The sequence below is a fragment of the Pseudomonas solani genome (genome assembly GCF_026072635.1).
Classification (GTDB): domain Bacteria; phylum Pseudomonadota; class Gammaproteobacteria; order Pseudomonadales; family Pseudomonadaceae; genus Metapseudomonas; species Metapseudomonas solani.
This window is the reverse complement of record NZ_AP023081.1, coordinates 6396941-6420884: the sequence shown is the minus strand read 5'-3', so window position 1 is coordinate 6420884 and position 23944 is coordinate 6396941. Positions and strand designations below refer to the sequence as shown.

Below are 23944 nucleotides of genomic sequence, written 5' to 3'. Positions count from 1 at the left end.
GTCGTTTCTGAAGGCCGTGCCCTCAGCGGCGGACCTGTTTCAGGGTCTCGGCGATGAGGAAGGCCAGCTCCAGCGACTGGTCGGCGTTGAGGCGCGGGTCGCAGTGGGTGTGGTAGCGGTCGGAGAGGCCATCCTCGGTGATGGGGCGGGCGCCGCCGATGCACTCGGTGACGTTCTGCCCGGTCATCTCGATGTGGATGCCGCCAGCGTGGCTGCCCTCTGCCTGGTGCACCTGGAAGAACTGCTTCACCTCGGACAGGATGATGGCGAAGTCGCGGGTCTTGTAGCCGCTGGACGCCTTGATGGTGTTGCCGTGCATCGGGTCCGAACTCCACAGCACCTTGCGGCCTTCCGCCTGTACGGTGCGGATCAGCCGAGGCAGGTGCTCGCCGACCTTCTCGGCGCCCATGCGCACGATGAGGTTGAGGCGGCCCGGGTCGTTGTCCGGGTTGAGGGTGTCGATCAGGCGGATCAGGTCTTCGCTGGGCATGCTCGGCCCCACCTTCACGCCGATGGGGTTGCCGACGCCCCGCAGGAACTCGACATGGGCGCCGTCCAGCTGGCGGGTACGGTCGCCGATCCAGAGCATGTGCGCGGAGCAGTCGTACCAGCCGCCGGTGAGGCTGTCGCGGCGCACGAAGGCCTGCTCGTAGTTCAGCAGCAGCGCCTCGTGGGCGGTGAAGAAGCTGGCCTCGCGCAGTTGCGGGGCGGTGTCCAGGCCACAGGCGCGCATGAAGGCTAGGGTCTCGTCGATGCGGTCGGCGAGCTGGCTGTACTTCTCGGTCAGTGCCGAGTTGGCGATGAAGTCGAGGTTCCACTGGTGCACCTGGTGCACATCGGCGAAGCCGCCCTGGGCGAAGGCGCGCAGCAGGTTGAGGCTGGCGGTGGACTGGTGGTAGGCCTGCAGCAGGCGCTCCGGGTCGGGAATCCGGCTGGCCGGGTCGAAGCCGATGCCGTTGACGATGTCGCCGCGGTAGGCGGGCAGGGTGACGCCATTGATGGTTTCGTCATCGGCCGAGCGCGGCTTGGCGAACTGGCCGGCCATGCGCCCCACCTTCACCACCGGGCAGCCGGCGGCGAAGGTCATGACGATGGCCATCTGCAGCAACACCTTGAAGGTGTCGCGGATCTTCGCGGCGGAGAACTCGGCGAAGCTTTCCGCGCAATCGCCACCCTGGAGGAGGAAGGCGCGGCCTTCGGTCACTTCGCTGAACTGGCGGCGCAGCTCGCGCGCCTCACCGGCGAACACCAGGGGCGGGTAGCTGGCCAGGGTCTGCTCGACCTTGGCCAGGCGAGCGGCGTCCGGGTAGGTCGGTTGTTGCAGGATCGGCTTGGTTCTCCAGCTTTCCGGGCTCCAGTCTGCGCTGGACGACAAGTTGCTCATCAGGGTCTCGATCAGGGCTGTGTGGCGGATGGCGCATGGTAACCGAAAGGCCCCGCGCTGCCAGCGCCTGGCGGTGCTTCAGGCGTGCCAGGCCAGCAACAGGCCACAGAGACACAGCAGCAGGTAGGTGAGGGTGCGGAAGTGCCGCTCGGCCACGCGGTGGTGCAGCCATTCCCCAGCCGCCACGCCCAGCACCAGCAGGGGCAGGTAGAGCGCCAGGTGGGGCAGGGCGGGGGCCAGGCGGCCGTCCACCAGGAAGGCCAGGCTGAGCAGACCGTTGAGGCTGAGCCAGACGCAGGCCAGGGTGGCCCGCAGGCGCGCCTTGCACAGCGGCGTGCCGGCCAGGGCGTAGACCAGCAGCGGGCCGCCCGAGGCGAACAAGCCATGGCAGACGCCGCCGGCGCCGATCTGCAGGCGGGTCATCCAGGCGGGTGAATGGCCCCGTGGCCGTTCATGGCGCTGGCGCCACAGCTCGCGCAGGGCGAACCAGAGGATCAGCACGCCGAAGCCCTGCTTCAGCGCGGCACCCTCGAGCCAGGGCAGCAGGGCGTAGCCGAGCAGGGTACCGGCGAGCATCGCGGGGAGGATGCCGCCCAGCAGCAGCGGCCCGTCGGCCAGGTGCCGGTAGCGCCAGGCCAGGTAGCCGCTCATCAGCAGGTTCAGGGGTACCAGCACCGGCAGCAACTGGCCGATCGGCAGCAGCAGGGCGCCGAGGGACAGGGCCACCACCGTGCTGCCGAAGCCGGTGACGGCTTCCAGGCCATAGGCGAAGAGGATGAACAGGCCCAGCCAGAGCCAGGGGTCGCCCGCCACCTCAGGCCAGGGCGCTGATGTCGGCGGGCTGTTCGCGCAGGTCGCGGCGCAGCTCGTCGATATGCCGTTTCACGCTGCTGCGGTAGCTGTCCTTGTGCACGTAGTAGGCCATGCGCTCCAGCTCCAGGTAGGCGTAGCCGCCGTCCAGGCGCTGCCCGGCGCGCTCGGCCTTGAGGCGGCGAAAACGCTCGGCCGAGGCGCTGCCGGCCTGGCACTGGCGGATGAACAGCGCCACCAGCTCCGCCTGTTCGGCGCGGCCCTGCCAGCCGAGGCCGGAGGCTTCCACCATGCCCATCATGAACAGGTCGTCATGCTGGGGATGGAAGATGTTCAGGTACAGCTGCGGCGCCCCGGCGCGCTCGGGCCAGTTCAGCTCCTCGCGGGCGATGAAGGGGTAGTCCAGCTTGTAGCCGGTGGCCTGGAGGATCAGGTCGTAGTCTGCGCGGCTGCCATCGCAGAACACCGCCTGGCGGCCCTCGATGCTGGCCAGGTCCGGCCGCGCCTTGATGTCGCCATGGCCGAGGTGGTGCAGCACCAGGGAGTTCACCACCGGGTGGGATTCATAGAGGCGGTAGTCCGGTTCGGGCAGGCCGTAGTCGGAGGGCTTGCCGATCAGGGCGCGGATCAATGCGCCGTCGATGCGTTGCTTCAGTGCCCGCGGCAGTTTTACCGCGCCGCCGAAGGTATCGATGGGGCGGCCGAGGAGGAACTTCGGCAGAAAGTAGTAGCCACGGCGTACCGAGATATCCACCGAGCGGGCGCGGTGCACGGCATCGACGGCGATGTCGCAGGCCGAGTTGCCGCAACCGATCACCAGCACCCGCTTGCCCTCGAACAGGGCCGGGGAGCGGTAGTCGGCGGAATGCAGCAGTTCGCCGTCGAAGCGGCCGGGCAGCTCCGGCTGGTTGGGCGCGTGCAGCGTGCCGTTGGCGATGAGCACGCCGTCCACCAACCACTCGTGGCGTTCGCCGTTGCGCTCGCTGGTGAGCTTCCAGCCCTTTTCCCGGCGCTCCAGGGATTCCACGCGGGTGCCGAACTGGTAGTGCGCGCGCAGGCCGAAGTGCTGGGCGTAATCACGGAAATAGCGGCGCATCTCGCTGTGGTGCGGGTAGGGCGCCACGTCGTCGGCCATGGGGAACTCGCTGAACTCGGTTGTGCGCTTGGAGGAGATCAGGTGCGCGGACTCGTACATGGTGCTGTGGGGGTTGTCGATGTCCCAGAGCCCGCCGACGTCCTCGTGCAGCTCGAAGCCGACGAAGGGGATTCCATGCTTCTGCAACTGGCGGGCCGCGCAAAGGCCCATGGGGCCGGCGCCGATGATGGCGTACATGAGTGGGATGCACCTCTTGGCTGTTATTCTTCTCGGGTTTTTTCGGGCAGCGCCTGGCGAGGCCTGCGGCATGCCCGGATTATGGCGAGGTGAGGGCACCTCGCTTCAATGGCAAACGGCGCCTTTGTGGCGTGCCCCTGGTGCGAAATGTCACGGGGCGGATTGGGGAGTGGTGATGCGCGAGGAGCGTTTGCTGGCAGAGGTGCATGACGAGTTCGGCGTCATCCGCGTGCTCGAGGTGGGTGACTACCGGTTTCTCGAATTCGGCGAGGCGGTGGAGCAGAGCTGCGTCTTCACGGCCGATCCCGCCTGGCTGGAGTACGACTACACCCGCGCCATGCTGCTGGGTGCGCTGTGCCACGAGTACCCGGAAAGCGCGCTGTTCCTCGGCCTGGGCGCCGGCACCCTGACCCAGGCGTGCATGAAGTTCCTGCCACTGGACGACGTCGAGGTGGTGGAACTGCGCCCGGACGTGCCGCGCCTGGCCATGGAATACCTCGGCCTAGACGACGACCCGCGCCTAACCGTGCGTATCGGTGATGCCCTGGAGCTGCTGGAAACCGCCGAAACCGCCGACCTGATCTTCGTCGACCTCTACACCGACACGGGCCCGGGCGTCGGCCACCTGGCCTGGCGCTTCCTTGAAAACTGCCAGAAGCGCCTGAATCCCGGTGGCTGGCTGGTGATCAACCAATGGGCCGGCAACGACGGTCGCCCGCTCGGCGCCGCTCTGCTGCGCGGCCTGTACCACCGGCATTACTGGGAGTGCCCGGTGAAGGAGGGCAACGTCATCCTTATCGTCCCCGCCGATCTCGAGCAGCAACTCGACATCCGTACGCTCACCGCCCGTTGCGAGGCCCTGGCACCGCGCCTGGGCTACTCGCTGCAACCCCTGCTGGATGTGCTGCGCCCGGCGACCTGATCGCCCTGATCAGTGCCGACCGTCTTAGCGAAGCGCTCCAGCGCGTGGGCTGCTTCGTGGGGGCGTGCTTGCAGCAGGCAGTGCGGGGCCTCCAGCTGCAGGCATTGAAAGTCCCCTGAATAGCGTTCGATGAGGCGCGCGGCGTCCGCCGGCACCAGCCGATCGGCCGTCGCCTGTAGATAAAGCAGCGGTACCTGGATCTGTTGCAGGTGCGCGGTGGCATCCACCTCCAGCACCGCCCGCAGCCGGGCTTGCAGGGTGGCCGATGACAAGGGGGCCAGTGCACCGGCCAGGGCCTGGTCCAGCGCCGGGGTGGCGAACCTGCCGAGCAGCAATTGGCTCAGCAGGGCGCGGGGCGCCAGCCGGGGAGACACCAGCGGCACCAGGCCGCTCAGCCAGGCCAGGCCTGGGCGAGGGTTGCGGATAAAGGTGCAGCAAAGCACCAGGCCCAGCAGCCCGGCCGGGCGCTCGGCCGCGAGGCTGACGGCAATGGGCCCGGAGAAGGATTCGCCGAGCAGGATGAACGGCCGGCCAGCGGGCAACTGCCGCCGGACCTGCTCTATCAATGGCCCATAACCCAGTGGTTGTTCCGGCGGGTAGCGCACGACCTGGGTGTGCAGGTCGGCACCCAGTACCTGGATCAATGGGGCGAACAGCTCGCCGCTGCCGTCCATGCCCGGCAGCAGCACCAGCGTGATGCCCGACAGCTTCAGCGCCCCTTGAACTCGCCCGGGCGGCGTTCGAGCATTGCCCAGACGCCTTCCTGGGCATCTTCGGAGCCCAGCAGGCGCTTGGCGACCACGGACAGGTTGCGGGCGGCTGCTTCTTCGCCTTCGCTTACCGTCTGGCGCGCGGAGGCGAGGGTGGCCTGGATGCCGAGGGGCGCCTGGGCGGCCACCCGTTCGGCCAGCCAGAGTGCGCGGGGCATCAGTTCTTCACTGGCCAGCACCTCTTGCACCAGGCCCAGGCGGTAGGCCTCGTGGGCGTCGAATTCGTCGCCGGTCAGCAGCCAGCGCATGGCATTGCCCCAGCCAGCGGCCTGGTGCAGGCGCAGGGTGGCGCCGGCGAAGGGGAAGATGCCGCGTTGCACTTCCATCTGGGCGAAGCGGGTGTTGCTGGCGCACAGGTTGATGTCGGCCGCCAGCATCAGCTCGATGCCGATGGTGAAGCAGTAGCCCTGCACCGCCAGGATCAGCGGCTTGGACAGGCGCTTGCCGCCGAAGGTGCCCCAGGGGTCGACCGCGCCATCGGGCAGCTGCCAGCCATTCCTGAAGGTTTCGGCGACATTGGCCAAGTCCAGCCCCGCAGTGAAGTGCTCGCCATGGGCGAACACCAGTGCGCAGCGCGCCTCGTCGTCACGCTCGTACTCGCCCAGCGCCGTGACCAGGTCGTCGAGCATCGCCTGGTCGAAGGCGTTGCGCTTGGCGGTGCGGTCCAGTCCGAGCAGCAGGACGTGGCCGCGTTTCTCACGGCTTACGCGGCCAGGGGTGGCTTGGGTCATGGGGTGGGTCCTTTGGCGTGGGAGGGGCGGGGGCATGGAGGATATAGCCGGAGCGCCGGCCCTTGTCCACGAGGGAATGACCGTCCGGCGGCGTTGATGACGAACGTGTGAAAAACCCGCACGGCGGTCAGCTTTTTCCGGTATGATTCGCGCCGGCCTTAACTGGCCCCGTTCAGGAACTGCATTTTTCGAGGCATTCGCCTTCGGCTGCACCGTCCGCTACGCGGACTACCCTTGACGTTACATCCATATCAATAAGCAACTCGCAAATTCTCTCCCAGGCTGCCAGGGTGACCCACAAGGTCTTTCGGCATATGCAGCTCTGGGATTTGGGTCTTTGCGGATGCACATGAGGCAGACCCATGACCCAGGATATCGGCGGATTCGCCGCGCTCGGACTTCATCCCAATGTTCTCTCCGCCATCACGGCAGTGGGCTATGAAGAGCCATCCCCCATCCAGGCCCAGTCGATTCCGGTGATCCTCGCCGGTCACGACATGATTGGCCAGGCCCAGACCGGTACCGGCAAGACCGCAGCCTTCGCGCTGCCCATCCTTTCCCGTATCGATCCGGCCAAACGTGAGCCGCAGGCGCTGATCCTGGCACCGACCCGCGAGCTCGCACTGCAAGTCGCCACCGCTTTCGAAACCTACGCCAAGCAGATGCCCGGCCTGAGTGTGGTCGCCGTATACGGCGGCGCGCCCATGGGCCCGCAGCTCAAGGCCCTGCGCCAGGGCGCCCAGGTCATCGTGGCCACCCCCGGCCGCCTGTGCGACCACCTGCGCCGTGACGACCAGATGCTCACCACCGTGCAGCAGTTGGTGCTGGACGAAGCGGACGAAATGCTCAAGCTCGGCTTCATGGACGACCTGGAAGTGATCTTCCAGGCCCTGCCGGAAAGCCGTCAGAGCGTGCTGTTCTCCGCCACCCTGCCGCCGTCGATCCGTTCGATCGCCGAGCGTCACCTGAAAGAGCCGCAGCACGTCAAGATCGCCGCCAAGACCCAGACCGTGGCCCGCATCGAGCAGGCTCACCTGATGGTCCACGCCGACCAGAAGGTCGGTGCCGTGCTGCGCCTGCTGGAAGTCGAGGAATTCGACGCCCTGATCGCCTTCGTGCGTACCAAGCAGGCCACCCTGGACCTGGCCTCCGCCCTGGAAGCCAAAGGCTACAAGGCTGCCGCGCTGAACGGCGACATCGCCCAGAACCAGCGTGAGCGCGTGATCGAATCCCTCAAGGACGGTCGCCTGGACATCGTCGTCGCCACCGACGTCGCTGCCCGTGGTATCGACGTACCGCGCATCACCCACGTACTGAACGTGGACATGCCGTACGACCCCGAGTCCTACGTGCACCGTATCGGCCGTACCGGTCGTGCCGGTCGCGAAGGCCGTGCCCTGCTGCTGGTTACCCCGCGCGAGCGCCGCATGCTGCAGGTGATCGAGCGCGTGACCAACCAGAAGGTCGCCGAAGTACGCCTGCCCAACGCCCAGCAAGTGCTGGACGCACGCATCAAGAAGCTGACCACCGGCCTCGCGCCCCTGGTGGCCGATGCAGAAGCCACCCATGGTGAGCTGCTGGATCGCCTGATCGCCGACATCGGTTGCAGCCCGCGTGCCCTGGCCGCAGCCCTGCTGCGCAAGGCCACCAATGGCCAGGCGCTGAACCTCGCCGACGTCGAGCGCGAGCAGCCGCTGGTGCCGAGCGCCTCGCAGCCGCGTGAGCGTCGCGAGCGTGATGGCGAGCGTTCCTCGGGGGAGCGTGGCGAGTACCGCGAGCGTCGTGCTCCGCTGCCGCTGACCGAAGGCCGCGTGCGTTGCCGCACCGCGCTGGGGACCCGCGACGGCATCGCCGCGAAGAACCTGCTCGGCGCCATCCTCAATGAGGGTGGTCTGGCACGTGACGCCATCGGTCGCATCCAGATCCGCGAGACCTTCAGCCTGATCGAGCTGCCGGAAGACGGCCTGGATCGCCTGCTGGGCAAACTCAAGGATACCCGCGTCGCGGGCAAGTCCCTGAAGCTGCGCCGCTACCGCGAAGACTGATCAGCGCCTGACGAAAAAGCCCCGCAATAGCGGGGCTTTTTTATGGGCGGTGGTTGGGTGGTTGGCTCTGTCTGTGGCGATTCGAGCTAAGGACCCGACAGGATGGGCTCGTGCCGTAGGGTGTGCCGCGCAGCACACCCTACGTCCGCAGCTAGTGGCGGCTGCATGCGCCGAGATCCCCAAAAAGCCAGGGGGAGGGTGTCTGCTTGACCAAAGCTACAGGGCCGCCCTCGGTGCGCCCGGGGCCTCAACCGAACCTATAGATATCCATCCCCAGCGCGCCGAGGGTGAAGCCGCTGTGCTCCACCTTGAAACCCCCACCGGCGCCCCGGGCGAAATACAGCGGCAGCAGGTGTTCGTCGCTGGGGTGGCTGCGGCGGGCGTGGGGAGCCTGGGTGCGGTAGTCGTGCAGGGCCTGCTCGTCGACGGCCTCCAGGCGCTCCACCATCCAGTCGCGGAATTCCAGGGCCCAGGGCGTGATCACTTCCGGCCCGGCGCGCCAGTTCAGTTCGCCGAGGTTGTGAGTGATGCTGCCGGAGCCGATCAGCAGCACGCCGCGTTTGCGCAGGGCGGCCAGGGCGTGGCCGATCCGGGTCTGGAAGGCGGGGCCCAGGCGGCTGGGCAGGGACAGTTGCAGCACCGGGATATCGGCTTCGGGGTACATCAGCGTCAATGGCACCCATACGCCGTGATCCATGGGCCGCTGCGGGTCGATGGCGGCCTCCAGGCCGTTGTCGCGCAGCAGTTGCTGCACCTCCCCGGCCAGCTCCGGGGCGCCATGGGCGGGGTACTGCACCGCGTAGAGTTCGGGCGGGAAGCCGTAGAAGTCGTGCCAGGTCTCTAGCTGCGTGCCGCCGCTGATCGCCAGGCGTTCGCTTTCCCAGTGGGCGGACACCACCAGGATCGCCTCCGGGCGCGGCAGCTCGCGCGCCAGCCGCGCGAGCGCGGGGCCGCTGGCGCCGGGTTCGAGGGCGAGCATCGGGGAACCATGGGAGATGAAAAGACTGGGCAGCATCTGGCGTTTCCTCCGTTAGGATGGGCGCCATATTCGGGGCTGGACGTATCGACATCCAGCATAAAATCTTGAGTGTTCTTATCGAATCGGCAGGTGGATTGTGCACGAGAGTTTCTGGCAGGACAGATGGGCCAACGACCAGATCGGTTTTCATCTGGATGAGGTCAACCCTTACCTGCAGCAGTATTGGTCGTCGCTTGGCCTGGCCCAGGGCTCGCGGGTGCTGGTGCCGCTGTGCGGCAAGAGCCTGGACCTGGTCTGGCTGGCTGCCCAGGGCCATCGGGTGCTGGGCGTGGAGCTGGCAGAGAAGGCGGTGACGGACTTCTTCGAAGAGCGGGGCCTGGTGCCTGAGGTGAGCGAGGAGGGTGCCTTGCGCCGTTACCGCGCGGGCGGCATCGACATCCTCCAGGGGGATTTCTTCGCCCTGGATGCGCAAGAGGTCGCAGACTGTGGCGGGCTCTACGACCGCGCCGCGCTCATCGCCCTGCCGCCGGAGATGCGTGAGCGCTATGTGGCGCACCTCGCGGCGATACTCCCGGCCCACTGCGAGGGGCTGGCGGTGACCCTGGAGTACGACCAGCAGCGCCTGGACGGCCCGCCGTTCTCGGTGCCGGAAGCGGAGGTACGCCAGCGCTTCGAGCCCCTCTGGAGCGTGGCGCTGCTGGAGCGCCAGGACGTGCTGGAGAAGAACTGGAAGTTCGCCTCCCGTGGGCTGGACGCGCTGTTCGAGCCGGTGTTCCGCTTGCACCGGTCCTAGCGGTTTATTGCGGGCATGAAAAAGGCGGCCGATTGGCCGCCTTTTTCGTTTGCCGTGTATCAACCGCGGCGGCGCAGGGCCTCGATGCGGTCTTCCAGGGGCGGGTGGCTCATCAGCAGGCCGGCGAGGCCGTTCTTCAGGCCACCGTTGATGCCGAAGGCGGTGAGGCTGTCGGGCATCTGCACCGGCACGCCCTGTTCGGCACGCAGGCGCTGCAGGGCACCGATCATGGCGTTGGTGCCGGCCAGCTGGGCGCCGGCTTCGTCGGCACGGTATTCGCGCTTACGCGAGAACCACATGACGATGATGCTGGCGAGGATGCCCAGGACCAGCTCGGCGAAGATGGTCGCCACGAAGTAGCCGATGCCGTGACCTTCCTCGTTCTTCAGGATCACCTTGTCGACGAAGTTGCCGAAGATGCGCGCGAAGAACATCACGAAGGTGTTCACCACGCCCTGGACCAGCGCCAGGGTGACCATGTCGCCGTTGGCCACGTGGCCGATCTCGTGGGCCAGCACGGCCTTCACTTCATCGGGGGAGAAGCGCTCCAGCAGGCCCTGGCTCACGGCGACCAGTGCGTCGTTGCGGTTCCAGCCGGTGGCGAAGGCGTTGGCCTCGTAGGCGGGGAAGATGCCGACTTCCGGCATCTTGATCCCGGCTTCGCGGGACAGTTGCTCCACGGTCTGCAGCAGCCACTGTTCGTGGCGGGTGCGGGGCTGGGTGATGATTTCGGTGCCGGTGCTCATCTTCGCCATCCACTTGGAGATGAACAGCGAGACCAGGGAGCCGGCGAAACCGAACACGGCACAGAACACCAGCAGGCTGCCGTAATTCTGGCCGGTGAAGCGGTCTACGCCCAGCAGCTTGAGGGTGATGCTGGCGATCACCAGAACTGCAAGGTTGGTGGCCACGAACAACAGGATGCGCATCATGGTTAAAGCGGTCTCCTCAGGGAAAGACGGTGTAATGCGGGGTTATATAAGGTGCGCCAGAGGCCTATTCAACCTGGGCTCTATTTCAAACTGTGTCGCCTGCGGGGTTGCCGGCTCCGGCGAAGAGCAGCCGGGTGAGGCGGGCGGTGCGTTCGCTGTTGCGGCTGGCCAGCGCTTCGCGCAGTTGGTGGGCGAGGGTTGAGTGAACCCGGCGCACGCTGGGTGGCAGTTCGTCGTCGCTGCGCACGACGTGGGGCAGGGTGCGGGACAGGCGCAGGAAGCCTTTTTCGCTGAGCACGGCCTGGTCCAGCGCCTCGTAGCGAATGGCGCTTTCGTAGCGGATGTAGCCTTCCTCGGCCAGCCAGATCAGGGCCCCGAGGCAGCTCTGGTGGCGCTTGCTGGGCAGGCCGAACTCGTCCGGTTCCTCGTGGCCGATCAGGTCCTCGATATAGAGGGCGACCTTGCGCGGGAAGGCCTGGTAGAGCATCAGCATGCCGGCCGCGCAGTCCTTGTAGAAATCGTCGATCTGCAGGTCCATGGTCACAGCGCCCTGGCGATCAGCGAGGTGGGCAGCAGCGGCAGCAGGCGGCCGATCAGGGCCCAGGGCCAGCCGGGTACATAGGCGCTGCGCGTGCGTTTCTCGATGTGTCGGGCGATCAGTGCGGCGCCTCGCTCGACGTCGATGAGGAAGGGACGGGGCCCGGCATCCTGGTTGATCGGCGTGTCGATGTAGCCGGGCAGCAGCAGGGTGGTGGCGATGGGGCTGCGGTGCAGTTCCAGCTCCAGGGATTCCATGTAGCTGATCAACCCGGCCTTGCTCGCCGAATAGCCCGCGGTGGCGGGCAGGCCGCGCTTGCCGGCGACCGAGGCGATGGCGATGAGGTGACCGTGGCCCTGCTCGCGAAAAAGCTCGGCGGCGGCATCCAGGCAGGCGATGGCGCCGAGCAGGTTGGTTTCCAGGGTCTGCCGGTAGCGCTCGAAGCGGCCGCTGCCGGCCTTGCCAGCGAGGCCCATGCCGGCATTGGCGATCAGCCCGTCGAGGCCGCCCAGGGCGTTCTGCGCCAGGCCTACGGCGTCCTTGCAGGCGGCGTAGTCGGTGACGTCCAGCGGCAGCACGGCGATGGTGCGGCCGTACTGGCTGCGCAGCTCTTCGGCCAGTTGCTGCAGGGTTTCCTCGCGCCGTGCGGCGAGGGCGAGGTCATGCCCCTGGCTGGCGAGGCGCCGGGCCAGGGCCATGCCGATGCCGGAGCTGGCACCGGTGAGCAGGTAGCGTCTGGCCTGGCCCATGCTGGCGTTCCTTACTGGCGATAGGATTTGAGGAAGTTGCCGATGCGGCCGATGGCCTGCTCCAGGTCGTCGACGCGGGGCAGGGTGACCACGCGGAAGTGATCCGGCCAGGGCCAGTTGAAGGCGGTGCCCTGGACGATCAGCAGCTTCTCGGAGAGCAGCAGGTCGAGGACGAACTTCTCGTCGTTGACGATGGGGCAGACCTTCGGGTCGATGCGCGGGAAGGCGTAGAGCGCGCCCATGGGCTTGACGCAGCTGACGCCGGGGATGTCGTTGAGCAGCTCCCAGGTGCGGTTGCGTTGCTCCAGCAGGCGGCCGTTGGGCAGGACCAGGTCGTTGATGCTCTGGTAGCCGCCGAGGGCGGTCTGGATGGCGTGCTGGCTCGGCACGTTGGCGCACAGGCGCATGTTGGCGAGGATGTCGATACCTTCGATGTAGCTCTGCGCACGCTGCTTGGGCCCGGAGATGGCGACCCAGCCGGAGCGGAAGCCGGCCACGCGGTAGGACTTGGACAGGCCGTTGAAGGTCAGGCAGAGCACGTCCGGCGCCAGGGAGGCGGTGGAGATGTGCACGGCTTCGTCATAGAGGATCTTGTCGTAGATCTCGTCGGAGAAGAGCACCAGGTTGTGCTGGCGGGCCAGCTCGACCATCCCTTCCAGCAGCTCCTTGGAGTACACGGCGCCAGTGGGGTTGTTGGGGTTGATGATCACCATGGCCTTGGTGTTCGGGGTGATCTTGGCCTTGATGTCTTCGAGGTCGGGGAACCAGTCGGCCTGCTCGTCGCACAGATAGTGCACCGGCTTGCCGCCGGCCAGGCTCACGGCGGCGGTCCACAGCGGGTAGTCGGGGGCCGGGATCAGCACCTCGTCACCGTTGTTGAGCAGCGCCTGCATGCACATCACGATCAGCTCTGACACGCCGTTGCCGAGGTAGATGTCCTCGATGCCGATGCCTTCCACCTGCTTCTGCTGGTAGTACTGCATCACCGCCTTGCGCGCGCTGAACAGGCCCTTGGAGTCGCTGTAGCCCTGGGCGGTGGGCAGGTTGCGGATCACGTCCTGGAGGATTTCCTCCGGGGCTTCGAAACCGAACGGCGCCGGGTTGCCGATGTTCAGCTTGAGGATGCGATGGCCTTCCTCTTCCAGGCGTTTGGCGTGCTTGAGCACGGGCCCGCGGATGTCGTAGCAGACGTTGGCGAGCTTGTTCGATTTGCTGACCTGCATGGTTGTTCGTGTCCCGATCTGAGGAAACTGCGCCTTGGCAGCCTGTAACGCCGCTGCCAGACTGGCGTCTAAAGCCACGCATGATACGTGCGGCCCGATGACCGGAAAAGGTACTGGTCGGGCTTTTTTCCGTAGCCGAGGTGACCCATGGAAAAGCTGGACAAACCCCTAGAATCCTGGCGTGAAGAGCTGAGCGAAGCGCAGTTCCACGTCTGTCGCCTGGGGGGCACCGAACGCCCCTTCACGGGGGAATACAACGGCACCAAGACGCCGGGTATCTACCACTGTTCGTGCTGTGGGGCGGCGCTGTTCGACTCCGATGCCAAGTACGACTCCGGCAGCGGCTGGCCGAGCTACTTCCAGCCGGTGGATGACGTCTCGGTGGCCGAGAAGGAAGATTTCAGCCACGGCATGCACCGTATCGAGGTGCGTTGCGCCCGCTGCGACGCTCACCTCGGCCACGTGTTCCCGGATGGCCCGCGCCCGACCGGGCTGCGCTACTGCATCAACTCGGTGTCGCTGAAGCTGGTGCCGCGCGAAGCCTGATCCATAAGGCCCGCTAATGAGCGGGTCTTTTTTGTGGCAATTAAATTGCGTGCAATTTAATTGCAAGCTATCTTCCTGCCGTCATTCCTTCCTCCAGGTGAAAGTCCATGAGCAGCAAGCTTTTCGATATCCCCGTCACCACCATCAAGGGCGAGCAGAAGACCCTCGCCGATTTCGGCGGCAAGGCCGTGCTAGTGGTCAACACCGCGAGCAAGTGCGGCTTCACCCCGCAGTACAAGGGGCTGGAGAGCATCTGGCAGCAATACAAGGACAAGGGGCTGGTGGTGCTCGGCTTCCCCTGCAACCAGTTCGGCAAGCAGGAGCCGGGCGACGAGGGCGCCATCTCCGAGTTCTGCGAATTGAACTTCGGTGTCAGCTTCCCGCTGTTCAAGAAGATCGACGTCAATGGCTCCGACGCCCATCCGCTCTACGTCGAGCTGAAAAGCCGCGCGCCGGGCCTGCTGGGCAGCAAGGGCATCAAGTGGAACTTCACCAAATTCCTGATCGATGGCGAAGGCCGCGAGGTTAAGCGTTTTGCGCCGACCACCAAGCCGGAAGACCTGGCCACCGAGATCGAAGCGCTGCTGAAATGACCCCACCAGACCTGCCCGACGCCGACCTGCTGCTGGACAACCAGCTGTGCTTCAAGCTGTACGCCGCGTCGCGCGCAGTGATCCGGGGCTACCGGCCGATGCTGGACCAGCTAGGCCTGACCTACCCGCAGTACCTGGTCATGCTGGTGCTCTGGGAATGGCATGCCAAGCCGCCCGAGCAGCCCACGGTCAAGGCCCTGGGGGAGCGTCTGATGCTGGATTCCGGCACCCTCACGCCACTGCTCAAGCGCCTGGAGCAGCTCGGCCATGTGCAGCGCCGCCGGGCGGCCCATGACGAGCGCGAGGTGCACCTGGCGCTGAGTGAAGCGGGTATCGCGCTGCGCGAGCAGGTATCGGCATTGCGCACCGAACTGCTGTGCAGCAACGGTCTGGACCTCAACGAGATGGTGGAGCTGCGCGGTCGCCTGGCCGAGCTGCTCGGCCGCTTCACTGGGCTGGCTGGGTAGTCGGCAGCCAGTTGTCCAGCAGGGCGACCAGCTCTTCACGGCGGAAGGGCTTGGCCAGGTAGTCGTCCATGCCGGCGGCGCGGCAGCGTTCGCGTTCGTCCGGCAGGGCGTTGGCGGTCAGCGCCACCACCGGCAGGCCCGGCCAGTTGCCGCTCTGGCGGATGCGCCGAGTGGCTTCATAGCCATCCATGATCGGCATGTTGCAGTCCATCAGCACCAGGTCTACCGGGTGTTCCGCGAGCATCTGCAGCGCTTCACCGCCATGGGCGGCGACCAGCACTTCACAACCCAGCTTGCCGAGCATGCCCTTGGCCACCAGCTGGTTCACCGCGTTGTCTTCCACCAGCAGCACCCGTGCCGAGCGCGCCAGGCGTTGCTTGGGCGTGGGGCTGGGCGCCGGCTCCTCCGGCAGTTGCTGCAGGCTGCGGCGCAGTGCCTGGTAGAGCGCCGAGCGGGCCAGCGGCCGTGCCAGTTGCTGCAGCGGCGCCAAGGGCGTGGCCTGCTCGGCCTGGAGGAAGTTGCCGTAACCGGTGATCAGCAGGATCGGCGCCGCGCTCTCGTCGCGCAGACGCTGCAGTTGTTCCGGCGAGTCGGTGATGATCTGGTCGAACACCTGGCCTGCCAGGCTGGTATCGACATCGCTTCGTTGGTAGTTGATGCCCCAGGCCGGCAGCCAGGTCTTCAGCAGTTCGGCCAGGCCGCTACCGGCGGCGCACAGCGCGATGACGCGCCCCTGCAGCGCCGGTGCCGGCGTGGCATCGGCATGGCTGGCCAGCGGCAGTTCGGCACTGAACAGGCTGCCGATGCCTTCTTCGGAACGCACTTGCAGCGTGCCGTCCATGGCTTCGCAAAGCCGACGGGTGAGGGCGAGGCCGAGGCCCGTGCCACCGAACTGCCGGGTGATGCCGGCGCCGGCCTGGGCGAAGGGCTGGAACAGCTTGGGCATGGCATCGCTGGAGATGCCGATGCCGGTGTCGCGGACGCCGATCAGCACGCCCTCGGCGGTGGGCGTGACGCGCAGGTCGACGCGGCCGAAGCGGGTGAACTTGAGGGCGTTGGACAGCAGGTTGCTGACGATCTGGCGCACGCGGGTCGGGTCGCCCACCACCAGGGCCGGTAGGCGCGGGTCGATCAGGCAGCTCAGCTCCACGCCCGGGGCGGCGTTCTGCGACAGCAGGCTGGCGGTGTCTTCCACCAGCACGCCGAGGTCGAAGGGGATGGCTTCCAGCTCCAGCTGGCCGGCCTCGAACTTGGACAGGTCGAGGATGTCGTTGAGCAGTTCCACCAGCACGTTGCCGGAGTCGTGGGCGATGGTGAGCTGCTGGCGTTGCTCGGCGTTCAGCGGGCTGTCCAGGGTCAGGGCGAGCATGCCCAGCAGGCCGTTGAGCGGGGTGCGGATCTCGTGGCTCATGTTGGCCAGGAAGGCGGCACGGGCCTGGGCCGTTTCAATGGCGTGGGTGCGGGCCATGTCCAGCTCCTGGTTGGACTGGCTGAGGCGGCTGTTGGTGGCCTTCAGTTCGGCGGTGCGCGCCGAGACGATGTTCTCCAGCTCCGCCAGGTACTGGGTGAGCCTGTCTTCGGCGTCGCGGCGTTGCTCCATCTCGGCGAAGAGGTTCGCCAGTTGCCGGTTGATCACGTCCACCAGGACGCCGATCTCGTCCTGCTCGTGGCCGGGGGGCAGGGCAGGCGGTTGTCCACCGGGCTGCGCGAGTCGCCTTCGCTGAGGGCACGGATCAGCCCCACCAGCGGCTTGGTGAGCATGCTGTAGAAGAGCACCAGGAGGATCAGCGACAGCAGCAGGCTGCGCACGAACCCGGAGATCAGGGTGAGCATGGAGCGCCGCAGAAAGTGGTTGCCGAAGGCGAAGGTGTCCACTTCCAGGCGCAGCAGGCCCAGGGTTTCCGCGGGGGCGTGGGCGATGTAGAGCGGGTCCTGGAAATCCCGGCGCTCACCGAAGAGGAAGTCGCTGAAGATGCGGTAGTCGCTCTCGGTGCGCGGGCGGCTGACGCTGGCGAGCACGGTGCCGCTGTTGTCGATGATCTCGGCGCGGATCACCGCCGGCGAACGCAGCAGCCCCAGCACCAGTTCCTGGGCCAGTTCGGCGTCGATGTTGTAGGCGATGCGGGCGGCGGGGTTGTGGCTGATTTCCAGCAGCGCATTGATCTCGCGCTCCAGCGAGGCGTTCTCGCTGGCGTAGTCGATGCCGACCTGAATGATGCTGAGAAGGGTCCCGAGTACGAACGCCACCAGCACGGTGATGCTGGCCTGTTTGAACGACAGGCGTTGGGTTAGCGGGATATCCATGGGCGTGAAGATTTGGCCTTGTTCCGTGGGCTTGCCAAGCATAGCCTATCCCACCTGCTGACAGCCCGGCTCTCCGAGCTGAACCAAGGAGTTTATTGTGGATTCCCGTTTGATCGACTTCCTGGAGCGCGCCGACGCGGTACTTGCGCGCCTCGATCCCCTGCTACCGGCGCTGCGCCCGGCCATCGACTGGCAGGACTGCATCGCCGCCCGCTGGCACCGCGAGGGACGCGGCGGTTACCTGCAGCCGCTGCAGGTGAGCCTGGATCTCAACCTCACCGACCTGATCGGCGTCGATGCCCAGCGCGAGCAACTGGCGCGCAACACCCGCCAGTTCGTCGATGGCCTGCCGGCCAACCATGCGTTGCTCTGGGGCGCCCGTGGCACGGGTAAATCCTCCCTGGTGCGTGCGCTGCTGGCCGAGCACGCCGGTGCCGGCCTGCGCCTGATCGAGATCGAGCGCGACCACCTCGCCGACCTGCCGCGCGTGGTGGAGCAGGTGGCCAAGCTGCCGCAGCGCTTCGTGATGTTCTGTGACGACCTGTCCTTCGAAGCCGGTGAAGGCGATTACCGCGTACTCAAGAGCGTGCTCGACGGCTCGCTGGAGCGCGCGCCGGACAACGTGCTGCTCTACGCCACCTCCAACCGCCGCCACCTGGTGCCGGAGAAGCAGAGCGACAACGAGCATTGGCAGATGGTCGACGGCGAGCTGCACCCCAATGAGGCGGTGGAAGACAAGATCGCCCTGTCCGACCGCTTCGGCCTCTGGTTGTCCTTCTACCCCTTCACCCAGGAGCACTTCCTGGCAGTGGTGCGCCACTGGATCGAGACCCTGGCGCCCCGTGACCTGGCCTGGGAATGGAATGAAAAGTTGGAAAAAGCGGCCATCCGCTGGGCCCTCGGGCGTGGCAACCGCAATGGCCGTTGTGCCTATCAATTCGCCCGCCAATGGGTTGGCCGGGCGCTGCTGGAGACTTCCCGATGATCGACCTGCAACAGGCCGGTGCCGGCCTCGAGGGCTATGCCCTGCTGGCCGCCCAGCTGGAGTCGTTGCTCGCCGACGAGCGCGACTTCATCGCCAACGCCTCGCAATTCTCGGCCTTCCTCTATAACGAGCTGCCGGAGCTGAACTGGGCGGGCTTCTACCTGAACAAGCAGGAGCAGCTGGTGCTCGGCCCCTTCCAGGGCAAGGTCGCCTGCGTGCGCATTCCGTTCAGTCGGGGTGTGTGTGGCGCCGCCGCGCGCACCCGCGAGACCCAGCGCGTGGAGGACGTGCACGCCTTCCCCGGGCATATTGCCTGTGACAGCGCGTCCAACAGCGAGCTGGTGGTGCCCCTGGTGAAGGACGGTGCGCTGATCGGTGTGCTCGACCTCGACAGCCCGAGCGTTGGCCGCTTCAGTGAGGCGGACCAGGCCGGCATCGAGAACCTGGCGGCGATCTTCCTGCGCCTGACCGACTGCTGATCGGTCGCGCCATGAAAAAGCCCGGCAAGTGCCGGGCTTTTTCGTTTCTGCGGGGCAGGGCGGTCAGGCCGCGCCGCTGAGCTTGGCCAGGGTCCGCTGCTCGCCGGGCAATACCGTCTGCACCGACTCCCGCGCGCGGATGCGCTGGTAATGGGCGGCCAGGGCCGGCCAGCGGCCGCTGTCCAGCAGCTCGGTGCCGTGTTCCATGTTGATCAGTTGGCAGCACAGCGCCAGGTCCGCCAGGGTCAGCTCGCCGCCGACGAAGTAGTCGGCATCGCCCAGGGTCTTTTCCAGGTAGTTGAAGTGCTGCGGCAGCTTGTCCTGCAGCGTCGCCTGCACCGCCGCCTCGTCGCAGGGCTTGCCCATGGTCGGCTTGAGTACGCGGTTGCGGAACACGCAGAAGGTGGTCAGCGGTGCCAGCTCGTAGTCGGCGTACTTCTCCAGCCAGCGCACCCGGGCGCGTTGCTGGGCGTCGCGGCCATAGAGCGGGGCCAGTTCGGGGTGCTTTTCTTCCAGGTACTGGCAGATGACGCTGGAGTCGGCGAGGGTGAAATCACCGTCGCGCATCGCCGGGATGCGCCCCAGCGGGTTCAGTTCCCGGTACCAGGCGGGCTGGCCGAAGGGCGTGACGACTTCCAACTGGTAGTCGATGCCCTTTTCCAGGAGGCACAAGCGCACTTTGCGCACGAAGGGGGAGAGCGGGGCGCCGTAGAGGGTGATGCTCATCGTGGGTGTCCTTGTCTGAGCGGGGCCGGGCTGTCAGTCGTAGATGTTCTTCTTCTTCCAGGTGTCTTCGTCGTCCAGGGATTTCAGGGCATCCCCGAGCTCGCTCGGCTCATCGGCGGCCGGCGGCTTGTCCAGGGCCAGGGCGTTGGCGCGGGCCAGCTGGTTCTGCAACTGCTGCAGCTGGTTCTGGTAGCGGGCGGGATCGGGCTGCTTCTGCAGGTACTGCACGCCACGTTCGAAGGCCAGGCGGGCCTGGCGCGGCTGGCCTTCCTGCAGGGCCTGCAGGCCGAGGTTGGTGAAGAATTCGATATGCAGCTGCACCAGCATGCCGCGGATTTCGTTGACCCAGCGTTTGGCATCGTTGACGGGCATGAAGCCGTCCTTGGCCGAGCGGGTCAGTTGGCCGTGCAGGGATTCCAGCTGGAAGCGGATTTCCTTGGCCTGGGCTTCGTTGCTGATCTTCAGCGGCGCATTGCGGATCGGCATCCCTTCGCCCAGGGCCACCAGGCCACGCAGTTCCTCGGCCTGGACCTTGAGCTGGGCGTTGCTTTTGTCCAGGGGCAACAGGCGCTCGCAGAAGAGCAATTGCAAGCGGGTCAGCTGCAGCTTCAGCGCGGGGGTCATGAACTGCCCGGGCAGGCTTTCGGAGAGCATGCTGGTGCGGCGCAACCTGTCGATGAGGTCGGCGCGCAGCCGGGCTTTCTCCAGCTTGCTGTTCTCCACCATATGGTTGGCGTAGCCGATGATCAGCAGTACCGCTATGCCGGCTATCACCATCAGGGTGATCACGAGTGGCGACATCTTTATACAGCTCCCGTGTGCGTTTTCTGCGGGAGTGTAGAGGGTTGGCCACCCTGCTGATAGCTCCGTGTCAGTTTTTGCCCTGAACTCGTTGATTTTAAAAGTTTTTTGTCGAAGGGTTGACGGGTGCCAAAACGCTCCCTAGAATGCGCGCCACTTCGACGCGAAGCCTGAGGGCAAAAGCGGCGAAGGCCGGAAGAAAGCGTCATAGCTGTTGTAAGCTCCGGGCCGCGTCCCCTTCGTCTAGTGGCCTAGGACACCGCCCTTTCACGGCGGTAACAGGGGTTCGAGTCCCCTAGGGGACGCCACTTTCTGGCTGTATGTAGTTGTATTGCGGGAATAGCTCAGTTGGTAGAGCACGACCTTGCCAAGGTCGGGGTCGCGAGTTCGAGTCTCGTTTCCCGCTCCAGATTTTCAAGCAATGCTTGTTGAGTGTTGTTTGTCCCCTTCGTCTAGTGGCCTAGGACACCGCCCTTTCACGGCGGTAACAGGGGTTCGAGTCCCCTAGGGGACGCCAGTTTCATGCGGGAATAGCTCAGTTGGTAGAGCACGACCTTGCCAAGGTCGGGGTCGCGAGTTCGAGTCTCGTTTCCCGCTCCAGTTTCACAAGCGATGCTTGCCAGGTTTTACCTGTCCCCTTCGTCTAGTGGCCTAGGACACCGCCCTTTCACGGCGGTAACAGGGGTTCGAGTCCCCTAGGGGACGCCAGTTTCACGCGGGAATAGCTCAGTTGGTAGAGCACGACCTTGCCAAGGTCGGGGTCGCGAGTTCGAGTCTCGTTTCCCGCTCCAGTTAAACGAAAACGCCGCTCATTCGAGCGGCGTTTTCGTTTGTGCGTCTTTTACCTCTCAGAGCCCGGCAGCCACCTTGGCGCGGGCTTCTTCGGGCAGCCAGTTCTTCCAGGCATCGGGATGGGCGCGCAGGTAGTCGCGCGCAGCGTCGCGGGGTGGCTGGCGTTTCTCACTCATGGTTGCCAGTGCCTGGTTCAGGCCGTCGATGGGCAGGTCCACCTTGGCGAACATCTCCGCCAATTGCGGGTAGCGCTGGCGAAAGGAGGCGGAAACGCCTATGGCCAGGCGTGCGGGCAGCGAGCGGGTGCCGCGTGGCTTGGGGTGGCTGGCGTCGGCCAGGGTCTTCCAGGCGTCGGCATCGAAGGGCGGCTCTTCCAGCTTGATCAGCTTGTAGCGGCCCAGCAGGGGCGTCGGCGACCAGTAGTAGAACAGCACCGGCTGGCCGCGACGGATGGCCGAGGTGATCTCCGCGTCCAGGGCCGCTCCGGAGCCGGTGCGGAAGTTGTTGTAGCTGCCCTCGAGCCCATAGGCCTTGAGCTTCTGGCTGTTGACGCCTTCGGAGGTCCAGCCGGTCGGGCTGTTGAGGAAGCGCCCCTTGTTCGGTGACTCCGGGTCGCGGAACACCGCCTTGTAGCGCGCCAGGTCCTGCACCGAACGCAGCTCCGGCGCCACGGCCTTGATCCCGCGCTCGGCGTCGCCTTCGATCACATAGGCCGGCACCCACCAGCCTTCGTCGGCGTTCTTGACGATATCGCCGAGGGCGAACACCTTGCCTTCCTGCTCCGCCTTGATCCACACCGGGCTGCGCCCCGGCCATTCCTCGGCGATGACCTGGATGTCGTCCTGGGCCAGCGCGGCTTCCAGGCTGACGGTGCTGCCGGGCAGGGTGTCCGTCGGGTAGCCGTAGCCCTTCTCGACCACCAGCCGGAGGATCTCGGTGATCAGGCTGCCGCTTTCCCAGGTCAGGTCGCCGAAATGGATCGGCTCGCGCGGGTCCGCCGTTGCGCCCTGGCTCAACAGGGTGGCGGCGAGCAGGGCGCCGCCCAGCAGGTGCTTGATCGATCGCATGGGGTTCTCCACGGTTGCGGGTACGGGGACGAAGGTTAGACCGCCCTGAACGGGTGCGCCTGCTTGGCGCCCGTCACGCAATGGTCATGGCGCCGACATGATTCGGTAGCCATCGCGCCCTAGTCTCGGCGCTACACATCGTGCTCCTGATTCATTTGCGGCCGCCTCCGGGCGGCCTTTTCTTTGCCCGTTATCCGGCGAGCAGCGTCTGCGCCAGGCGCGCGGCAGGGGGTGTCAGGGCGTCGAAGCGCATGGCGCAGAGGTGCAGGTGGCGGGTGGCCCAGGCATCGGCCAGGGGCAGGGCGCGCAGCGCGTGACGGTCCCTGGCGCGCTGCAGCGTCGCCTCGGGCACCAGGGCAATGCCCACGCCACGGGCCACCAGGCTGCAGACCGTATCGAAATCGCTGACCCGCAGGCGCAGCTCCAGGTGGCGACCGGCGTTGAGCGCCTTGCCGGCGATGTGCTGTTGCAGCGGGTTGTCACGGCCCAGGCCGACGAAGGCGCGGCCGAGCAACTGCTCGAAGTGCAGCGGCCCGTCGCCGTCGAGGCTGCCGTCATCCAGGCGCGTCACCAGCAGCAGGCGGTCGACGCGGAAGGGGCGCGCCTCCAGGCCGGCCATGTCGGTGCTATCGGCCAGCACGCCCAGGTCCGCCTGGCCCCGGGTCAGCGCCTCGACTATGGCGTGGCTGGGCTTTTCCTCGATATCCAGGTCGATCTGCGGGTGCATCAGCAGGAAGTCGCCCAGCACGCCGGGCAGGTGCTCGGCCAGGGCGGCGGTATTGCCCAGCAGGCGCACCCGTGCGCGCAGGCCCGTGGCGAAGTCGCCCAGCTCATCGGCCATCAGTTCCAGCTGGTGCGTCACCGCGCGGGCGTGATGGGCCAGGGCGCGGCCTGCCGGGGTAGGGCGGACGCCATGACGCTGGCGCTCGAACAGCGGCGTACCGAGGCTTTCCTCCAGCCCCTTGAGGCGCGCGCTGGCCGAGGCCAGGGCCAGGTGGCTGCGCTCGGCGCCGTGGGTGATGCTGCCGGCGTCGAGGATGTCGAGGAACAGCTTGAGGTCGATCAGGTCGTAGCGCATCGCGGGCTTCCAGGCTTCGTCCAGGGCGTAGCCTGGGCTCGGGAATCACAGATTCAGCCCTGGCGCGGCAGCGCGCAAGCTAAAGCCATTCTTCTGTGTGGTGATCGATATGCTGCTGCTTTTCAGTGCCCTGGTTTTCCTGCTCGCCGGCCTGGTCAAGGGCGTGCTCGGCATGGGCCTGCCCACCGTGGCGATGGGCCTGCTGGCGGTGGCGATGACGCCGGGCGAGGCCTCCGCGTTGCTGCTCGTGCCTTCGCTTCTGACCAACCTCTGGCAACTGTTCGTCGGCCCGGCCCTGTTGCCGTTGCTGCGTCGCCTGTGGCCGCTGCTGCTGACGCTGACCCTGGGCACCCTGGTGACCACGCGCTGGCTGGTGGAGTCCGCCAGCCCCTGGATTCCCGTCGCGCTCGGGGCCTGCCTGCTGGCCTACGGCGCGCTCGGGCTGCTGTCCATCCGCCCGCCGGCCCCGAAGAGCCGAGAGGGTGCCTGGTCTGCGCTGGTGGGGCTGCTCACCGGCCTGGTGACGGGGCTTACCGGGGTCTTCGTGATCCCGGCGGTACCCTACCTGCAGGCCCTGGAGTTGCCGCGGGAGGCGCTGATCCAGGCCCTGGGGCTGTCCTTCACCGTCTCCACCCTGGCGCTGGGCCTGGGCCTGTTCATCCACGGCGGCAGCCAGAGCCTGGACCTCGGCCTCACCTGGCTGATGCTGCTGCCGGCACTGCTGGGCCTGGAAATCGGCCAGCGCATCCGCCGGCGCCTGAGCGAGGCCATGTTCCGCCGGCTGTTCTTCCTCGGCCTGCTGGGCCTGGGGGCGCATTCGCTGCTGCGCGGGGCGATGGCCCTGGCCGGCTGAATCGCCGGGGCGTTATGCTCGGCGCCTCCCGATCCCGAGTTCCC

At 66.6% G+C, this 23944-nt stretch carries 23 protein-coding genes, 6 tRNA genes and 1 pseudogene; 15 read left to right on the top strand and 15 right to left on the bottom strand.

Features of this window, described 5'->3' with window-relative positions; translation table 11 throughout:
* Positions 1-22: 22 nt before the first annotated feature.
* The 3 genes from PSm6_RS29075 to PSm6_RS29065 form a co-directional block, all read right to left on the bottom strand.
* Complete coding sequence (locus tag PSm6_RS29075) at positions 23-1384, bottom strand: class II 3-deoxy-7-phosphoheptulonate synthase (protein WP_021222171.1); 1362 nt, start codon at positions 1382-1384, stop codon at positions 23-25.
* A gap of 78 nt (positions 1385-1462) precedes the next feature.
* Positions 1463-2197 (bottom strand): sulfite exporter TauE/SafE family protein, encoded by a 735-nt coding sequence (locus PSm6_RS29070; protein ID WP_021222170.1) that lies wholly within the window; start codon positions 2195-2197, stop codon positions 1463-1465.
* Between the two features lies 1 nt (position 2198).
* Positions 2199-3527: a flavin-containing monooxygenase gene (locus PSm6_RS29065; RefSeq protein ID WP_021222169.1), complete on the bottom strand. Its 1329-nt coding sequence runs from the start codon at positions 3525-3527 to the stop codon at positions 2199-2201.
* A 175-nt stretch (positions 3528-3702) separates the two neighbouring features.
* Here PSm6_RS29065 and PSm6_RS29060 point away from each other — a divergent pair, with 175 nt between their 5' ends.
* A complete protein-coding gene (locus PSm6_RS29060; protein ID WP_021222168.1) occupies positions 3703-4449 on the top strand; it encodes a spermidine synthase in 747 nt (248 codons plus the stop codon).
* On the opposite strand, the gene PSm6_RS29055 is transcribed toward PSm6_RS29060, so the two are convergent.
* The gene (locus tag PSm6_RS29055; protein WP_021222167.1) at positions 4404-5138 is read right to left on the bottom strand and encodes an alpha/beta fold hydrolase; all 735 of its coding nucleotides are present in this window, start codon (positions 5136-5138) and stop codon (positions 4404-4406) included. The two genes, PSm6_RS29060 and PSm6_RS29055, sit on opposite strands and share 46 nt — an antisense overlap.
* Positions 5139-5158: 20 nt before the next feature.
* Positions 5159-5950, bottom strand: a complete 792-nt coding sequence (locus PSm6_RS29050; RefSeq protein ID WP_021222166.1) for a crotonase/enoyl-CoA hydratase family protein — start codon at positions 5948-5950, stop codon at positions 5159-5161.
* A 362-nt stretch (positions 5951-6312) separates the two neighbouring features.
* Between PSm6_RS29050 and PSm6_RS29045 the strand changes: the two genes are divergently transcribed.
* Positions 6313-7995, top strand: coding sequence for a DEAD/DEAH box helicase (locus PSm6_RS29045; RefSeq protein WP_043243461.1), 1683 nt, complete (start codon positions 6313-6315; stop codon positions 7993-7995).
* Between the two features lie 247 nt (positions 7996-8242).
* Here the strand turns inward: PSm6_RS29045 and PSm6_RS29040 are convergent, their stop codons facing one another.
* On the bottom strand, positions 8243-9010 hold the full coding sequence (locus PSm6_RS29040) for a DODA-type extradiol aromatic ring-opening family dioxygenase (RefSeq protein ID WP_265169054.1): 768 nt from the start codon (positions 9008-9010) through the stop codon (positions 8243-8245).
* Positions 9011-9110: 100 nt separating this feature from the next.
* Between PSm6_RS29040 and PSm6_RS29035 the strand changes: the two genes are divergently transcribed.
* Positions 9111-9767 (top strand): thiopurine S-methyltransferase, encoded by a 657-nt coding sequence (locus PSm6_RS29035; RefSeq protein WP_265169053.1) that lies wholly within the window; start codon positions 9111-9113, stop codon positions 9765-9767.
* Between the two features lie 59 nt (positions 9768-9826).
* Here PSm6_RS29035 and htpX read toward each other — a convergent pair whose 3' ends face one another.
* The 4 genes from htpX to PSm6_RS29015 form a co-directional block, all read right to left on the bottom strand.
* The gene (gene htpX / locus PSm6_RS29030) at positions 9827-10699 is read right to left on the bottom strand and encodes a protease HtpX (RefSeq protein WP_021217366.1); all 873 of its coding nucleotides are present in this window, start codon (positions 10697-10699) and stop codon (positions 9827-9829) included.
* Positions 10700-10784: 85 nt separating this feature from the next.
* Entirely contained in the window at positions 10785-11237 is a 453-nt protein-coding gene (locus PSm6_RS29025) for a hypothetical protein (protein ID WP_021217365.1), read from the bottom strand.
* A gap of 2 nt (positions 11238-11239) precedes the next feature.
* Positions 11240-11986, bottom strand: a complete 747-nt coding sequence (locus PSm6_RS29020) for an SDR family NAD(P)-dependent oxidoreductase (protein WP_021217364.1) — start codon at positions 11984-11986, stop codon at positions 11240-11242.
* An 11-nt stretch (positions 11987-11997) separates the two neighbouring features.
* On the bottom strand, positions 11998-13209 hold the full coding sequence (locus PSm6_RS29015) for a pyridoxal phosphate-dependent aminotransferase (protein WP_021217363.1): 1212 nt from the start codon (positions 13207-13209) through the stop codon (positions 11998-12000).
* A gap of 147 nt (positions 13210-13356) precedes the next feature.
* Between PSm6_RS29015 and msrB the strand changes: the two genes are divergently transcribed.
* The 3 genes from msrB (at position 13357) to PSm6_RS29000 (ending at position 14815) form a co-directional block, all read left to right on the top strand.
* The gene (gene msrB / locus PSm6_RS29010; RefSeq protein ID WP_021217362.1) at positions 13357-13755 is read left to right on the top strand and encodes a peptide-methionine (R)-S-oxide reductase MsrB; all 399 of its coding nucleotides are present in this window, start codon (positions 13357-13359) and stop codon (positions 13753-13755) included.
* 107 nt (positions 13756-13862) lie between these two features.
* On the top strand, positions 13863-14348 hold the full coding sequence (locus PSm6_RS29005; protein ID WP_021217361.1) for a glutathione peroxidase: 486 nt from the start codon (positions 13863-13865) through the stop codon (positions 14346-14348).
* Positions 14345-14815 (top strand): MarR family winged helix-turn-helix transcriptional regulator, encoded by a 471-nt coding sequence (locus PSm6_RS29000; protein ID WP_265169050.1) that lies wholly within the window; start codon positions 14345-14347, stop codon positions 14813-14815. Before PSm6_RS29005 ends, PSm6_RS29000 begins: the two co-directional genes overlap by 4 nt.
* Here the strand turns inward: PSm6_RS29000 and PSm6_RS28995 are convergent.
* Positions 14796-17119, bottom strand: a pseudogene (locus PSm6_RS28995) (response regulator). The gene PSm6_RS29000 and the pseudogene PSm6_RS28995 sit on opposite strands and share 20 nt — an antisense overlap.
* Before the next feature lie 97 nt (positions 17120-17216).
* Between PSm6_RS28995 and PSm6_RS28990 the strand changes: the two are divergent.
* Positions 17217-18104 carry an ATP-binding protein gene (locus PSm6_RS28990; protein WP_265169049.1) on the top strand — a complete coding sequence of 296 codons (888 nt, stop codon included), beginning with the start codon at positions 17217-17219 and terminating at the stop codon, positions 18102-18104.
* The gene (msrC, locus tag PSm6_RS28985; protein WP_021217357.1) at positions 18101-18583 is read left to right on the top strand and encodes a free L-methionine (R)-S-oxide reductase MsrC; all 483 of its coding nucleotides are present in this window, start codon (positions 18101-18103) and stop codon (positions 18581-18583) included. The genes PSm6_RS28990 and msrC overlap by 4 nt, the downstream gene beginning before the upstream one ends.
* A gap of 63 nt (positions 18584-18646) precedes the next feature.
* Here msrC and PSm6_RS28980 read toward each other — a convergent pair whose 3' ends face one another.
* On the bottom strand, positions 18647-19309 hold the full coding sequence (locus PSm6_RS28980) for a glutathione S-transferase family protein (protein ID WP_265169048.1): 663 nt from the start codon (positions 19307-19309) through the stop codon (positions 18647-18649).
* Positions 19310-19342: 33 nt separating this feature from the next.
* Entirely contained in the window at positions 19343-20110 is a 768-nt protein-coding gene (locus PSm6_RS28975; RefSeq protein WP_265169046.1) for a hypothetical protein, read from the bottom strand.
* Between the two features lie 232 nt (positions 20111-20342).
* Between PSm6_RS28975 and PSm6_RS28970 the strand changes: the two genes are divergently transcribed.
* The 6 genes from PSm6_RS28970 to PSm6_RS28945 all read left to right on the top strand — a co-directional run bounded on the left by PSm6_RS28970 (position 20343) and on the right by PSm6_RS28945 (position 20901).
* Positions 20343-20418, top strand: a tRNA-Glu gene (locus PSm6_RS28970).
* Between the two features lie 25 nt (positions 20419-20443).
* Positions 20444-20519, top strand: a tRNA-Gly gene (locus PSm6_RS28965).
* 32 nt (positions 20520-20551) lie between these two features.
* Positions 20552-20627, top strand: a tRNA-Glu gene (locus tag PSm6_RS28960).
* A gap of 7 nt (positions 20628-20634) precedes the next feature.
* Positions 20635-20710 (top strand) — tRNA-Gly (locus PSm6_RS28955).
* Between the two features lie 32 nt (positions 20711-20742).
* Positions 20743-20818, top strand: a tRNA-Glu gene (locus PSm6_RS28950).
* Positions 20819-20825: 7 nt separating this feature from the next.
* A tRNA-Gly gene (locus PSm6_RS28945) sits at positions 20826-20901 on the top strand.
* 57 nt (positions 20902-20958) lie between these two features.
* Here the strand turns inward: PSm6_RS28945 and PSm6_RS28940 are convergent.
* The gene (locus PSm6_RS28940; RefSeq protein ID WP_265169045.1) at positions 20959-21969 is read right to left on the bottom strand and encodes an ABC transporter substrate-binding protein; all 1011 of its coding nucleotides are present in this window, start codon (positions 21967-21969) and stop codon (positions 20959-20961) included.
* 190 nt (positions 21970-22159) lie between these two features.
* Positions 22160-23047 carry a LysR substrate-binding domain-containing protein gene (locus PSm6_RS28935; protein WP_265169043.1) on the bottom strand — a complete coding sequence of 296 codons (888 nt, stop codon included), beginning with the start codon at positions 23045-23047 and terminating at the stop codon, positions 22160-22162.
* 109 nt (positions 23048-23156) lie between these two features.
* On the opposite strand from PSm6_RS28935, the gene PSm6_RS28930 reads away from it, so the two are divergent.
* Positions 23157-23900 carry a sulfite exporter TauE/SafE family protein gene (locus tag PSm6_RS28930; protein WP_265169041.1) on the top strand — a complete coding sequence of 248 codons (744 nt, stop codon included), beginning with the start codon at positions 23157-23159 and terminating at the stop codon, positions 23898-23900.
* Positions 23901-23944: the final 44 nt, after the last annotated feature.